Origin of the sequence: Rhodococcus sp. 14-2483-1-2, from assembly GCF_002259405.1 — a bacterium.
In the GTDB taxonomy this organism is placed as follows: domain Bacteria; phylum Actinomycetota; class Actinomycetes; order Mycobacteriales; family Mycobacteriaceae; genus Rhodococcoides.
Map to the genome: position 1 here is coordinate 426,072 of NZ_NPFW01000021.1, position 13,475 is coordinate 439,546.

Sequence of the window (13,475 nt, forward strand, 5' to 3'; positions counted from 1 at the left end):
GGTTGTCATGAGCGAACCCACCGACAGCGGTTCGGGCACGGACCGGGCGCGAGAGATCGAGACGGCGTTGACGTCGGTGCGCGAGCGGCTTCATCGCGCCTGTGTCGATGCAGGCCGGTCGCCTGCCGACGTGGCTCTGCTGCCGGTGACCAAGTTCTTCCCCGCCTCGGACGTACGGATCCTGTACGACCTCGGGTGTCGCGATTTCGGAGAGTCCCGGGAGCAGGACGCGTCGCCCAAGGTCGCCGAGACCGCCGAGGCTTTCCGCGGTGATCTGCCTCGGTGGCACATGATCGGTCACCTGCAGCGAAACAAGGCGAAGTCGGTGGCCGCCTGGGCGCACTCCATTCATTCGGTGGACAGTGCGCGGTTGGTGGCCGCACTGTCCAAGGCGACGACGGCGGCACTGGACGAGGGCGTGCGTCGGACCGAACTCGACGTGATCGTTCAGGTCAGTCTCGACGGGGATGTGCACCGCGGAGGCGTCGAACGCGACGAACTGCGCGAGCTCGCGGACGCGGTGTCGAATGCGTCCGGATTGCGTCTCGCCGGGTTGATGGCGGTGCCGCCGCTCGATGCCGATCCGGACGCCGCGTTCGCCGACCTCGAGAGTCTGCATCGCCGGCTGTCGGCCGACCATCCAGGAGCGCTCGAGCTGTCCGCAGGCATGACCGGAGACCTGGAAGCTGCTGTGCGGCACGGATCGACGTGCGTGCGTGTCGGTACCGCAATACTCGGCGCGCGGCCGATAACCTCGCAATAACAGTCCATGGATCACATCAGTCACAACAGACACTTGCGAACCTGGAGATGGACAGTAGACACACCGCCACGGAAGGCAGAACGATGAGCACCCTGCACAAGTTCAAGGCGTACTTCGGCATGGTTCCGCTCGCCGACTACGAGGACGACTACCTCGACGATCCGGACACGCGACGCAGCTCCCGTGGTGGTCGCGACAGCTACGACGACATGGACGAGCGCGAGTTCGTGAAGCCGTCGTTCGGTGGATCTCGGCACTCGCAGGTCGAGGACGACTACGACGATTACGAGGCACCGCGCCCGGCGGCCACGCTGGCACCGATCGGTGGACGAGGACGTGGCGTGGCACCGACCACGCGAGGTGCGGCAACCAGGGGAGCGCTCGCCATGGACACTCGGATGGACGTGCGCGCGGAGACCCGACGTAGCCCGATCGTGGACGACGGTGGCCCGCTCTCGAAGATCACCACGTTGCGACCGCGCGACTACAGCGAGGCACGCACCATCGGTGAGCGCTTCCGCGACGGCACTCCGGTCATCATGGACCTGGTCGAGATGAGCAACGCGGACGCCAAGCGTCTGGTGGATTTCGCCGCCGGGCTCGCTTTTGCACTGCGCGGTTCCTTCGACAAGGTGGCGACGAAGGTCTTCCTGCTCTCGCCCGCCGACGTCGACGTCTCGCCGCAGGAGCGCAGGCGGATCGCCGAGACCGGTTTCTACAGTCAGCAGTGAGAGATTCACTGTTCGGGGTGGTAGTACAGGGCTGTGACCAGCGCGCTTTGCTCAGCCCGGCGAATTCAGGCAGAGTATAGCCGTGATCGTGTTCACGGTGATCAACATCGTATTGTTTCTTTTTTGGCTCCTTCTCATCGGTCGAATCATCGTCGAGTTCATCAGAACTTTTGCGAGAGATTGGCAACCGACCGGGGTGGTCGTCATCCTGCTGGAGGCGATCTTCACGGTCACCGACCCGCCGGTGAAGTTCCTCCGGAAGATAATTCCGCCGCTCAACCTCGGTGGAGTTCGACTGGACCTGTCCATCATGGTCCTGTTGTTCGTCGTCTTCATCGCGTGGAATGTGACCAGCGGTCTCGCGGCCTGAGATCGCAGACGAAATGTTAGAACGCGGGACCCAGCGCATGCTGCGTGTCCCGTGTGACAGAATGGACGCCAGTTACAGTTTGATTGTTCTGCACTCGCGCGGAATGGCATATAACTGAATGCTTGCTCTACCGCCCCAAGACGCGTGAAGGGATCCTTCCATGCCGCTGACTCCAGCTGATGTGCACAATGTCGCGTTCAGCAAGCCGCCCATCGGTAAGCGCGGTTACAACGAAGACGAGGTCGACGCTTTTCTCGACCTCGTCGAGCAAGAGTTGTCGCGACTGATCGAAGAGAACGCCGACCTACGCCAGCGAGTCGGTGAACTCGACCAGGAGCTCGCGGATGCCAAGAACGCTGCGCGGCAGAACCCGCAACCGGCGCAGGTCGCGGCACCGAAGGCCGAGCCGCAGCGCCCGGTGGATCCCCCCAAGCCGCCGCCCGTCGCAGCGCAGCCCGCGCCGGTCGCGCCCGTTGCAGCAGCCCCGCAGCAGAGCGGCGACTCCAACATGCAGGCCGCCAAGATCCTGGGCCTCGCGCAGGAGATGGCCGATCGCCTCACCGGTGATGCCAAGTCGGAGTCCGAGCAGCTGCTCGGTAACGCGCGCACCAACGCCGAGCGTTTGGTTTCGGATGCACGTACGCGTTCGGAGTCGATGATGTCCGAGGCTCGGCAGAAGTCCGAGTCGCTGCTGTCCGACGCACAGACGCGGTCGGAGACCCAGCTGCGTCAGGCCAAGGAGAAGGCCGACGCACTGCAGGCCGACGCCGAGCGCAAGCACACCGAGATCATGGCGACGATCAACCAGCAGCGGTCCGTGCTCGAAGGTCGTATCGAGCAGCTCAAGACATTCGAGCGTGAGTACCGCGTGCGGCTCAAGTCCTACCTCGAATCGCAGCTCGAAGAGCTCGAGAACCGTTCCTCGGCGCTGCCGGTGGACAACGGTCAGGACAACTTCAACCAGGACAACCAGTCCTCGGGGTACAGCCAGTCGTACGCCAAGGGCAACTGACGCACCACCGAACTCCGACGCTGTCGATCCCGACAGCGTCGGACCAGGTTGTGGCGTCGAGTGGTGAGCGAGGAGTCCCGTGTTGGTCCTGACTCTCGGCGCAGCAGCGATCGGCTTCGGCTTTCTGGTTCTCGCCCTGATGACGGGTTCGGTTGTCTGGGCGTGGGCCTGCATCGTCGTTTGTATCGTGGGTGCAGTGCTACTGCTCGTCGGCGCGCTCACGGGCCGACGGCCTCCGTCCGAGCTCGACAGGTAGCATCACGACTCAGGCAATCAGATTCAAGGCGTCGATCCGGCCATCACCGGGGAGCTTTCGGAAGAACGACGTCGGCACGAAACGCCCAGGTGTTTCGGAACGACGTTCAGTAGAACCGAACGGGTGAGCCCGTCACAGCTCATCAGGAGTGGCGCGCTCCGACTCGAGAGCGTGCAAGCGGGGTGGTACCGCGGTATCGGGCGTACGAATCGCCCGGATGTCGTCCCCGTGCCAACTTTGCGTCGCGTTCGAAACGCGGCCGGCACGGAGGAGACACGACATGACAGATGCAACCGCACGTCCGAACTCGAAGTCCTACCCGCTGGTGGATCTGGCCGAGGGCCGATCGGGCAGCGTCCCGTTTCCCGATCTCGAGCGCATCGTGCTGCACGAATGGGCCGAGGACGGCACCTTTCGAGCCAGCATCGACAATCGAGCGGATGCCGAGGAGTTCGTCTTCTACGACGGCCCACCCTTCGCCAACGGTCTGCCGCACTACGGTCACCTGCTCACCGGCTACGTCAAGGACCTCGTACCGCGATTCCAGACGATGCGGGGCAAGAAGGTCGAGCGTCGCTTCGGGTGGGATTGCCACGGTCTGCCCGCCGAGCTGGAAGCGGAGAAGCAGCTCGGTATCAAGGACAAGTCCGAGATCGACGAGATGGGCCTGGCGAAGTTCAACGCCTACTGCAAGCAGTCGGTACTGCAGTACACCGACGAGTGGCGGGACTACGTCACCCGGCAGGCGCGGTGGGTCGACTTCGACAACGACTACAAGACCCTCGACGTCGACTTCATGGAGTCGGTCATGTGGGCGTTCAAGACGCTGCACGACAAGGGCCTGATCTACCAGGGATACCGAGTTCTGCCGTACAGCTGGTACGAGCAGACGCCCTTGTCCAATCAGGAGACCCGCCTGGACGACGCGTACAAGATGCGTCAGGATCCCGCGGTCACCGTCACGATGCCGTTGACGGCTCCCGGCTCGCCCCTGGACGGTGCGAACGCGCTGATCTGGACCACCACGCCGTGGACCCTGCCGTCGAACCTGGCGATCGCGGTGCATCCCGAGGTGCAGTACGTGCAGGTGCGAGGCGGCGACGGTGAGCGTTACGTACTTGCCGCGCAGCGACTTTCGCACTATGCGAAGGAACTCGGCGAGGAGCCCGAGGTGCTCTCGGAGCACACCGGCTCCGACATGGTCGGACTGTCCTACACACCGCCGTACGACTTCTTCCTCGGCCACGAGAACGCGCACCGCGTACTCGAGGCCGACTACGTCACCACCGATTCGGGCACCGGAATCGTCCACCTCGCACCGGCTTTCGGTGAAGAGGACATGGACGTCGCCACCGCCAACGGAATCGAGGTGGTGCAACCGCTCGACGCAGGTGGCAAGTTCACCTCGTTGGTTCCGCCGTACGAGGGCCTGATGGTGTTCGACGCCAATCCGGTGATCATCAAGGACCTCAAGGCCTCCGGTCGCCTGCTGCGGCACGAGACCATCGAGCACTCGTACCCCCACAGCTGGCGCAGTGGTCAGCCACTGATCTACATGGCGGTGCCGTCGTGGTTCGTCGCGGTCACCAAATTCCGCGATCGGATGGTCGAGTTGAACCAGGAGATCACCTGGGTTCCCGAGCACATCAAGGACGGCCAGTTCGGCAAGTGGCTCGAAGGTGCACGCGACTGGAACATCAGTCGAAACCGGTACTGGGGCAGCCCGATTCCGGCGTGGACGTCCGACGACCCGGCCTACCCGCGCCTGGACGTGTACGGCAGCCTGGACGAGCTCGAGCGTGACTTCGGCGTGCGTCCGACGGATCTGCATCGTCCGTACATCGATGACCTGACGCGACCCAACCCGGACGATCCGACCGGCAAGTCGACGATGCGCCGCGTCCCCGAGGTGCTGGACTGCTGGTTCGAGTCCGGCTCGATGCCGTATGCGCAGGTGCATTTCCCGTTCGAGAACGAGGAGTGGTTCCAGACACACAACCCGGGCGATTTCATCGTCGAGTACAACGGGCAGACGCGCGGCTGGTTCTACACGCTGCACGTGCTGGCGACCGCGCTCTTCGATCGCCCGGCGTTCAAGACCGTTGCCGCGCACGGCATCGTGCTCGGCGACGACGGTCTGAAGATGAGCAAGTCGAAGGGCAACTACCCGGACGTCAAGGAGGTCTTCGACCGCGACGGCTCCGACGCCATGCGGTGGTTCCTGATGTCCTCACCGATCCTGCGCGGCGGCAACCTCATCGTCACCGAGCAGGGCATCCGCGAGGGCGTCCGCCAGGCGTTGCTGCCGATCTGGAATGCATGGAGTTTCCTGCAGCTCTACGCGTCGACGCCAGGGCAGTGGCGAACCGATTCGCCGCACGTGCTCGATCGCTACGTGTTGGCCAAGCTGTCGGCCACTCGCGACGCGATCACCGATGCGCTCGAGGGCAACGACATCGCCGGTGCCTGCGACGAGCTGCGCACGTTCTGCGATGCGTTGACCAATTGGTATGTGCGACGGTCTCGCTCGCGGTTCTGGAGCGAGGACGCCGACGCGATCGACACCCTGCACACCGTGCTCGAGGTGCTCACTCGCATCGCCGCTCCTCTGTTGCCGCTGATCAGCGAGGTGGTATGGCGCGGATTGACCGGTGGCCGCTCGGTGCACCTGACCGACTGGCCCGAGGCAGGGGACCTGCCGTCGGATCCCGAACTGGTCGAGAGCATGGACGAGGTCCGCACCGTGTGCTCGACGGTTCTGGGCCTGCGCAAGGCGCAGAACCTGCGCGTGCGGTTGCCGCTGCCCGAGGTGACGGTCGCGGCCGCCGATGCGGAGCGGCTGCGTCCGTTCGTCGACATCATCTCCGACGAGGTCAACGTCAAGAAGGTCGACCTGACCGAGGACGTCGCCGTTCACGGAAAGTTCGAGCTCGTCGTCAATGCCCGCGCTGCCGGTCCGCGTATCGGCAAGGACGTCCAGACGGTCATCAAGGCCGTCAAGGCAGGCGATTGGTCCGAGGACGCAGACGGTGTGGTCAGCGCAGCAGGAATCGCGTTGCTGCCGGAGGAGTACACGCGCAAACTCGTTGCCGCCGAACCCGAATCGACGGCGCCGCTGCCCGGAAACGCCGGACTCGTCGTGCTCGATTCCGCCGTCACCGAGGAGCTGGAGGCGGAGGGCTGGGCCAAGGACCGCATCCGCGAACTGCAGGATGCGCGTCGTAATCACGGATTCGACGTCTCGGACCGCATCGACATCGTCATCGAGGTGCCCGAACACCGACAGGCGTGGCTCGACACCCATCGAGATCTGATCGCAGGCGAGGTGCTCGCACTCTCGCTCGTCGACGGACGCGTCGGAGACGACGGCAGCGATCTCGGTGAGGGAGTGCGGGCAGCGATCACCAAGTCGTCATGATCGACGGCGACGTATCGGTCGACGCCGTCCGCGAGCTTCTTTCCGAGGCCCGCGGCGGCGTCGTGCCCATCGTCGCTGCAGGTGACCCGGTTCTGCGGTCCGGGGCTGCGCGGTATTCCGGTCAGCTCGACTCCGAGACGTTCGCGGAGTTGATCGAGGTGATGCGCGCGACCATGCACGACGCGCCCGGTGTCGGTCTGGCCGCACCGCAGATCGGCATCCCGCTGCAGATCGCGGTGATCGAGGATCTGTACGACGTCGGAGCGGATGTGGCCCGGGTACGGGAGCGCACGCCGCTGCCGTTCCGCGTACTGGTCAATCCGCGGTACACCCCGGTCGGGTCGCGGACCGCAGGGTTCTACGAGGGGTGCCTCAGTGTTCCCGGGTATCAGGCCGTCGTGACGCGCGCGGCCGAGGTGCGGCTCGAGTGCACCGACGAGTCGGGCCGCGAGATCGACGAGGTGGTTCGCGGTTGGCCGGCCAGAATCGTGGCCCACGAGACCGATCATCTCCACGGCACCCTGTACATCGACACGGCGCACATGCGATCGCTGACGACGAGCGAGGTGTACGGCGAGCTGTGGTCGGATCCGACTCCCGACCGTGCGGCCCAGGCGCTCGGCTTCACCGTCGATATCGGCTGACGATGTCGAACATCGCCGACGACACTCTGCGGAGTCGCCGATGGGTGCTGCACCTGGACATGGACGCGTTCTTCGCTTCCGCAGAACAGCTGACGCGCCCCACGTTGCGGGGCCGCCCGGTTCTCGTCGGCGGTGCGGGCGGGCGGGGAGTGGTGGCCGGTTGCAGCTACCAGGCCCGCGCGTACGGGGCACGTTCTGCGATGCCGATGCATCAGGCCCGCCGACTCGTCGGGGCCGGGGCCGTGGTGTTGCCGCCGCGGTTCGTTCTCTACTCCGAGCTGAGCCGACGAGCATTCGAGGCACTCCGGGGACCGATGCCCGTCCTCGAACAACTCTCGATCGACGAGGCGTTCGGCGAGCCGCTCGAACTCGCCGGAGCGACGGTGCACGAGGTCGAACAGTTCTGCGCAGGCCTACGAGCGTTGATCCTCGCCGAGACCGGGCTGGTTGCCTCCATCGGTGCCGGATCCGGGAAGCAGATCGCCAAGATCGCGTCGGGACTGGCCAAACCCGACGGCATCACCGTCGTCGCTCCGGGAATCCAGGCCGAGCTGATGGCGGCTCTGCCGGTCCGGAAGTTGTGGGGGATCGGACCGGTGGCAGGCGAACGATTGCGGCGCTTGGGCATCGACACCATCGGCAAGTTCGTGGCCACACCCGAGTCCGAGGTGGCGTCGATTCTCGGGACCACGATGGGGCCGAGCCTGCATCAGCTCGCACGAGGAATCGACAATCGCGTCGTGGCCGAGCGGGCCGAGGCCAAACAGGTCAGCGCCGAGACGACGTTCGCACAGGACCTGATCTCCCTCGCTCAGCTCCGCCCGGCCATCGAGTCCATCGTCGACTCGACGCATCGCCGGTTGCTGAAGGACGGTCGGGGTGCCAGGACGGTGGTGCTCAAACTACGAAAGTCCGACATGAGCATCATCACCCGATCGGCCACGTTGCCGTACGCGACGGTGGACAAGCAGACCATCGTCGCCACGGCGCAGCGACTTGCCGTCGATCCGGTCGACGTCGGTCCGATCAGGCTGGTCGGCGTCGGACTGGCCGGACTGTCGGCCGTGCGACAGGGATCGCTGTTCCCCGAATTGGAGTACGAGCCGGTCGCGGATGCGACGGAGGAGTCGCCCGCCCCGATCGAGGCGGCTGCGGATATCGTCGTAGAGGAAGGCCCCCGGTGGCAGCCGGGTATGGACGTCCGGCATCCCGACTTCGGTCACGGCTGGGTGCAGGGGGCCGGACACTCGGTGGTGACCGTCCGGTTCGAGACCCGAACCAGCGGGCCGGGAATCGCGCGCACCTTCGCCGAATCGGACGAGAACCTGGTCCCTGCCGACGTTCTCGACAGCCTGACGTGAGTTGTGGCGTCGCTGAGGAAACTCTGTGAGGTTTCACAGGTATGCCGATCGCGTTGTGACTCGGGCGTGTCGAGCTGACATAGTGGACCAGGTCCGAGACGACCCCATTCCAGACGACCGACGAGTCACAGAACGATCGAGACGTGACTCAGAGTGAAAAGGACAAGCACTTGAAGCTTCGCAACACCCGACGGACAATGGTTGCCGGCATCGCCATCGCCGCAGCGCTCACCATGACCGCCTGCAGCTCCGAGGGCGGTGACGAGCCGACCACGACGACCACGGCCGTCACCACCTCTACGTCTGCCGCTCCCGACGCCGGTGCGTACCCCCCGGTCCCCACCGTCGAGGAGCTCAACGGCCAGCTCGCGCGCGGGCTCGACCCGAACGTTCCGGTCGAGGAGAAGGCCGCCCTGATCCAGGGTGCCTCCGCCGATCCGGAGCTGATCAACCAGGTCGCCGCCGCAGCGGTCGCCAACAACGCCCAGATCGAGATCACCAGCATCGACGATCTCGGCACCGGAGTCCTCAACGCCGGCATCACCATCACCCTCAACGGGCAGGCCAACCCCGGCACGTTCCAGTTCGTCCCCGAGGACGGCGTCTGGAAGCTGTCGAAGGACAACGCCTGCGGCATCGTGTCGCTCGCGCAGCTGACCAGCCCGGCGTGCCCCGCACCCTGAGTCCTGCCGATCGTCTCTGACCGACACGACGAACTGCCGGTGACATGTCCCCTCGGGGATATGTCACCGGCAGTTTTTGTCGGCCGAGTCGGCCCGATTCACATGCTGGGCGTCACCGATCGAATGCGCTCGACGGCCGCTTCGGCGACCGCGGTGACGGTCTCGGGTTCCAGACCACTCTGATCCGAGACGACGACCTGGACGACGGTCGAGTCGACCACGGCCACCACGACGTCGGAGATCAAGGTGAACCCCTCGCTGCTGGTGGTCAGGCGTATCGAGGCCGATGCATCGCCGACCGACGACTGCTCCCGGCCTGCCAACGCGTAGTCGACGCTCACCCCGTCCGCATCCGTGCCGCTGAACGCCGTACATCCGGCCCACGCCTGCTGAACCGCCGTGAAGGCCTCGGCCGTGCCCGTATCGGGGTAACTTGCCGCATCCTCGTCGATCGACGAGAAGTTCGGTCCCGAGAACCGGGCGACTGCGTTCGACGCCGCTCCGCTCCGCTGCTCCGAGATCGGTGCCAGTACCGCGGCGCACTCGGCCGGGTCGGTACCGGACTTGTCGGGGGAGTCGTACTCGGGAGCCGGGTCGAGTCCTAGATCCTGGACCGGGTCGGGGATCGAGGAGAACCCGTCCGGGAGGTCGCCGAGACCCAACATCGCCGCGGCCAGGACTCCGGAGTCGGTGATGGGGGCACCGAGCAGGGGATCGGGTGCGGCGACGGAGCTGGGTGCGACTGCAGGCGCCGGGGCAGGCTCGTCCGCGCTGCATCCGGCCGCGGCGACGCCGACGAGCGAGAGCGCCGCCAGCAGCTGCGTCGTGGTCCGCGCCGTCATCGGGCACCCCAGGCGATCGAGTCTCCGACGGTCTGACGCAGCACGGTCGTGCTGTCGGGGTCGGTGTACATCTGCTCGCCACCTGCGGTGATCGACCCGCCGACGGGGAGTGGGCGGGTCAGATCGATGTCGAGCGTTCCCGAGCCGGTGAAGGTGTACGTCGCGATGTTCAGCGTGCCGGCGTCGTCGGGCAGGTTCCATGTCGTCGATTCGGGCGTCTGGGTGATCGCGATGTCCAGGGTCGCCCGGTCACCGTCGAGTGCTCGCAGCGTGACCGTGGTGCGCTGATTCAATGTGATGCCGCTCAGCACCTGCTGATCGACGGTCCAGACGGCACCCACTCCCACCTCTGCGTCAGGAAAGTCGACGGAGCGGTACACCGCTGCGTTCAACGACCGTTCGATCGCCGCGCGGGCGGTGTCGAGGGCAGCGTCGGCGGGGGTGATGTGCAGTGCGGTGATCGCTCCCGAGTCGCTGGTCGCCAGCCGTGCCGTCGAGCCCTCGGAGGCGGACAGTGCGTCGGTCAGTCCTTCGTCGGGCGACGTCGCAGCTCCGATGGTCAGCTCGACCGAGCGCGTTGCGCCGGTCGCGGCGTCGTCGTCCGGCACGGTATCGGACGTCGACGCGGACAGGGGAACGGTCAGTTCGGGACTGGAGAAGTCCTGCGGTGCATCGTTGTTGATCTGCTGCGAGACGGTGGAGGTGGTGGTGAGGTCCACGTTCTGCTCGTCCGAGTCGGAGGTGGCGAGGGCCAGCACGCGCCGCGGCTCGGCACCGGGGTCGACGACCGTGGTCGTCGTCGGTGTCACGGCGATCGTCACCTCGTTCGAGGACGCGGCCTGTTCGGGAGCGGGATCGGTGTCGGTGCTCGAACATCCGGCGACGAGCGCCACTGCACAGCAGGCAGCGAGAAAACCGGAACGGACGGTGCCGGAGCGGACGGTGCGGATACGATCGGTCGACTTCACGGGCACCAGGCTACTGACACCGCTCGTAGTGACGGGTGGTGCGCGGCACGGATGAGGACCCGCCGCCGTCCATACGCCATGATGGACAGGTGAGTGAAGACCGCGCCGACGATCCGCCAGCCGAGACGAGTAGTGTTCCGGCACCGAACGAGACCGCGGACTCCCAGGTGACCGATACCGACAAAGCAGTGAATCGACTTCCGAAGCCGCTCAGGACACGGTTGCTGGTCGCGATCGCAGCCGTGATTCTGCTGTTCGACCTCGTGACCAAGATCGTGGTGGTGCACTACGTCAAGCCCGGCAACCCGATTTCGATCGTCGGAGACGTCGTGACGTTGCGCCTGGTGCGTAATCCCGGTGCGGCGTTCTCGATGGCCACCGGGATGACCTGGTTGCTCACGGTCGTGGCCGTCGCTGTCGTCATCGGGGTGATCAAGATCGGCCGGACGCTGCGATCGCCGTGGTGGGCACTGGGATTGGGTCTGGTTCTCGGGGGTGCCCTCGGCAACCTGATCGACCGTTTCTTCCGTGCACCGGGGCCGTTCCAGGGTCACGTCGTCGACTTCGTGTCGGTGGGCTGGTGGCCGGTGTTCAACGTCGCCGACTCGTCCATCGTCTGTGGTGCGATCCTGCTCGTCGTGCTGAGCCTGTTCGGCTTCGAGCCGAACGGTGAACGGGTGACCAAGTCGAAGTCCGACGTCGCAGGCGAGGCCGACAAGTGAGGGAATCGCGCTCGATGCCGGTGCCCGACGGTCTGGACGGAATGCGGGTGGACGCCGGTCTCGCTCGGCTGCTCGGGCTCTCGCGTACCGTTGCCGCGACCTTGGCCGAGGAAGGCTCTGTTCTGGTCGATCACGGTACCGTCGGCAAGTCCGACCGGCTGGCCGCTGGTTCGTGGCTCGAAGTGACGCTGCCCGAGCCGGCCCGCGAGTTGACGATCGAGGCGGAGCCGGTCGAGGGGATGGAAATCCTCTACGCCGACGACGACATCGTGGCCGTGGACAAGCCCGTCGGGGTCGCCGCGCATGCCAGTGTCGGCTGGACCGGCCCCACCGTCATCGGTGGACTCGCGGCCGCCGGTTTCCGAATTTCGACCTCCGGTGCGCACGAGCGGCAGGGCATCGTCCATCGCCTCGACGTCGGCACGTCCGGAGTCATGGTGGTCGCCACGTCCGAGCGGGCGTACACCGTGCTCAAGCGGGCGTTCAAGGCGCGCACCATCGACAAGCGTTACCACGCACTGGTGCAGGGCCATCCGGATCCGAGCAGTGGAACGATCGATGCTCCGATCGGTCGACACGGCAGCAACGACTGGAAGTTCGCCGTGCGTGCCGACGGCAAGCCCAGCGTCACCCACTACGACACGGTCGAGGCTTTCCAGGCCGCGAGCCTGCTGGACGTGCACTTGGAAACCGGTCGCACGCACCAGATTCGGGTGCACTTCTCGGCTCTGCGACATCCGTGCTGCGGCGATCTGACCTATGGTGCCGATCCGCGGCTGGCCGAACGGTTGGGCCTGGAGCGGCAGTGGCTGCACGCACGGTCGCTCGGCTTCGCGCATCCGTCCGACGGCCGCTGGGTGGAAATCGAGAGCAAGTATCCGGCCGACCTCGAGCACGCACTCGAGGTGCTTCGGAAGGCGTGATGCGCACCAGCGGAGTCTCCGGTGTGCTCGGCGGCGTCGTTGCCGCTGCGCTCGTGGTCGGATCGCTCGCCGTGGTCGGGCACCTCAATCCGGTACGACAGCTGAGCGTGAGCACCGACCGGCTCGGCCCGGACAGCGGCGAGCAGGTGACCGACTATCTGGCCCGCGCCGAGGCGAGCCTGCGTAGCGACAACACCGAACCTCGATGGGGCTCGGTGTCGTTCGATCGCGAACTCACCGCCGAACAGGCCTACGCCGTCGCCGACGGGATTCGTATCTCGCAGGTGGTCCTGCGTGTTCCGCTCGATCGCGTGCAGACTCCGATACTCACCGTGGGCGTGCCGGGCAGCGAACGCTCGGTACTGAATTCGACCGCGCGCGCAGCGAGCCAGGCGACCGAATCGTTCGGGGCGGGGGATCGGCAGGCGCAGATCGCCGCAGTGTCGCAGCGACGTCTCCTCGACGGGTGTGCGTGTGTGGTGACGGTGGTGGTGCGTGGGACCCCTGCCGAGTTGACCGAGCTGGCCGGCCGCGCCGATGTGCGAGCGGTGCAGGCGCTTCCGCCGGATGCGGTGTCCGGCAAGTTCGCGGTCGAGCCACTTCTGCCGGAGTACGTCGACGTCGTCGCGCCGTTGCCGGACGACGGTCCCGTGCCGGCAGAGTGAGAACATCTTTCGTCGCATCCGTCACACCTGTCACGTCCTCCCAGGACACACCGGCGGCCTGAAAATTCTGTCGGATTCACCGCCTAGAGTGGGTGCATTCGCGGCTCGTATTTTCGA

14 protein-coding genes are annotated in these 13,475 nt (G+C 65.9%); 12 read left to right on the top strand and 2 right to left on the bottom strand.

The window, feature by feature from the left end; translation table 11 throughout:
• Window positions 1-7: 7 nt before the first annotated feature.
• From CH295_RS20485 to CH295_RS20520, 9 genes are all read left to right on the top strand, one after another.
• Entirely contained in the window at window positions 8-763 is a 756-nt protein-coding gene (locus tag CH295_RS20485) for a YggS family pyridoxal phosphate-dependent enzyme (RefSeq protein WP_094741767.1), read from the top strand.
• An 83-nt stretch (window positions 764-846) separates the two neighbouring features.
• On the top strand, window positions 847-1,494 hold the full coding sequence (locus tag CH295_RS20490; protein WP_094635445.1) for a cell division protein SepF: 648 nt from the start codon (window positions 847-849) through the stop codon (window positions 1,492-1,494).
• A gap of 82 nt (window positions 1,495-1,576) precedes the next feature.
• Window positions 1,577-1,864: a YggT family protein gene (locus CH295_RS20495; protein ID WP_037192795.1), complete on the top strand. Its 288-nt coding sequence runs from the start codon at window positions 1,577-1,579 to the stop codon at window positions 1,862-1,864.
• 160 nt (window positions 1,865-2,024) lie between these two features.
• Complete coding sequence (gene wag31 / locus CH295_RS20500; RefSeq protein ID WP_094635444.1) at window positions 2,025-2,876, top strand: DivIVA-like cell division protein Wag31; 852 nt, start codon at window positions 2,025-2,027, stop codon at window positions 2,874-2,876.
• A gap of 79 nt (window positions 2,877-2,955) precedes the next feature.
• Window positions 2,956-3,132, top strand: coding sequence for a hypothetical protein (locus CH295_RS27885; protein WP_037192792.1), 177 nt, complete (start codon window positions 2,956-2,958; stop codon window positions 3,130-3,132).
• Between the two features lie 280 nt (window positions 3,133-3,412).
• Window positions 3,413-6,550, top strand: a complete 3,138-nt coding sequence (gene ileS, locus CH295_RS20505) for an isoleucine--tRNA ligase (RefSeq protein ID WP_094741768.1) — start codon at window positions 3,413-3,415, stop codon at window positions 6,548-6,550.
• Entirely contained in the window at window positions 6,547-7,194 is a 648-nt protein-coding gene (locus CH295_RS20510; RefSeq protein ID WP_094741769.1) for a peptide deformylase, read from the top strand. Before ileS ends, CH295_RS20510 begins: the two co-directional genes overlap by 4 nt.
• Before the next feature lie 2 nt (window positions 7,195-7,196).
• Window positions 7,197-8,555 (top strand): DNA polymerase IV, encoded by a 1,359-nt coding sequence (locus tag CH295_RS20515; protein WP_094741770.1) that lies wholly within the window; start codon window positions 7,197-7,199, stop codon window positions 8,553-8,555.
• A gap of 197 nt (window positions 8,556-8,752) precedes the next feature.
• The gene (locus CH295_RS20520; protein ID WP_170946004.1) at window positions 8,753-9,238 is read left to right on the top strand and encodes a WKL family lipoprotein; all 486 of its coding nucleotides are present in this window, start codon (window positions 8,753-8,755) and stop codon (window positions 9,236-9,238) included.
• Between the two features lie 98 nt (window positions 9,239-9,336).
• On the opposite strand, the gene CH295_RS20525 is transcribed toward CH295_RS20520, so the two are convergent.
• Entirely contained in the window at window positions 9,337-10,080 is a 744-nt protein-coding gene (locus CH295_RS20525; protein ID WP_094741771.1) for a hypothetical protein, read from the bottom strand.
• Window positions 10,077-11,048 carry a hypothetical protein gene (locus CH295_RS20530; RefSeq protein ID WP_252342116.1) on the bottom strand — a complete coding sequence of 324 codons (972 nt, stop codon included), beginning with the start codon at window positions 11,046-11,048 and terminating at the stop codon, window positions 10,077-10,079. Before CH295_RS20530 ends, CH295_RS20525 begins: the two co-directional genes overlap by 4 nt.
• An 89-nt stretch (window positions 11,049-11,137) precedes the next feature.
• Here CH295_RS20530 and lspA point away from each other — a divergent pair, with 89 nt between their 5' ends.
• The 3 genes from lspA to CH295_RS20545 are packed head-to-tail and all read left to right on the top strand — an operon-like array spanning window position 11,138 to window position 13,358.
• A complete protein-coding gene (gene lspA, locus CH295_RS20535; RefSeq protein WP_094741772.1) occupies window positions 11,138-11,770 on the top strand; it encodes a signal peptidase II in 633 nt (210 codons plus the stop codon).
• Window positions 11,767-12,693 (top strand): RluA family pseudouridine synthase, encoded by a 927-nt coding sequence (locus CH295_RS20540; RefSeq protein ID WP_037192779.1) that lies wholly within the window; start codon window positions 11,767-11,769, stop codon window positions 12,691-12,693. The genes lspA and CH295_RS20540 overlap by 4 nt, the downstream gene beginning before the upstream one ends.
• The gene (locus CH295_RS20545) at window positions 12,693-13,358 is read left to right on the top strand and encodes a hypothetical protein (protein ID WP_094741773.1); all 666 of its coding nucleotides are present in this window, start codon (window positions 12,693-12,695) and stop codon (window positions 13,356-13,358) included. The genes CH295_RS20540 and CH295_RS20545 overlap by 1 nt, the downstream gene beginning before the upstream one ends.
• Window positions 13,359-13,475: the final 117 nt, after the last annotated feature.

What these genes read in the sequence shown, in the direction of transcription:
- CH295_RS20515 (WP_094741770.1), top strand. Translation starts at nt 7,197, where the DNA reads ATGTCGAACATCGCCGACGACACTCTGCGGAGTCGCCGATGGGTGCTG.
- CH295_RS20525 (WP_094741771.1), bottom strand. Translation starts at nt 10,080, where the DNA reads ATGACGGCGCGGACCACGACGCAGCTGCTGGCGGCGCTCTCGCTCGTC.
- CH295_RS20490 (WP_094635445.1), top strand. Translation starts at nt 847, where the DNA reads ATGAGCACCCTGCACAAGTTCAAGGCGTACTTCGGCATGGTTCCGCTC.
- CH295_RS20510 (WP_094741769.1), top strand. Translation starts at nt 6,547, where the DNA reads ATGATCGACGGCGACGTATCGGTCGACGCCGTCCGCGAGCTTCTTTCC.
- ileS (WP_094741768.1), top strand. Translation starts at nt 3,413, where the DNA reads ATGACAGATGCAACCGCACGTCCGAACTCGAAGTCCTACCCGCTGGTG.
- wag31 (WP_094635444.1), top strand. Translation starts at nt 2,025, where the DNA reads ATGCCGCTGACTCCAGCTGATGTGCACAATGTCGCGTTCAGCAAGCCG.
- CH295_RS20485 (WP_094741767.1), top strand. Translation starts at nt 8, where the DNA reads ATGAGCGAACCCACCGACAGCGGTTCGGGCACGGACCGGGCGCGAGAG.
- CH295_RS20545 (WP_094741773.1), top strand. Translation starts at nt 12,693, where the DNA reads ATGCGCACCAGCGGAGTCTCCGGTGTGCTCGGCGGCGTCGTTGCCGCT.
- CH295_RS20520 (WP_170946004.1), top strand. Translation starts at nt 8,753, where the DNA reads ATGGTTGCCGGCATCGCCATCGCCGCAGCGCTCACCATGACCGCCTGC.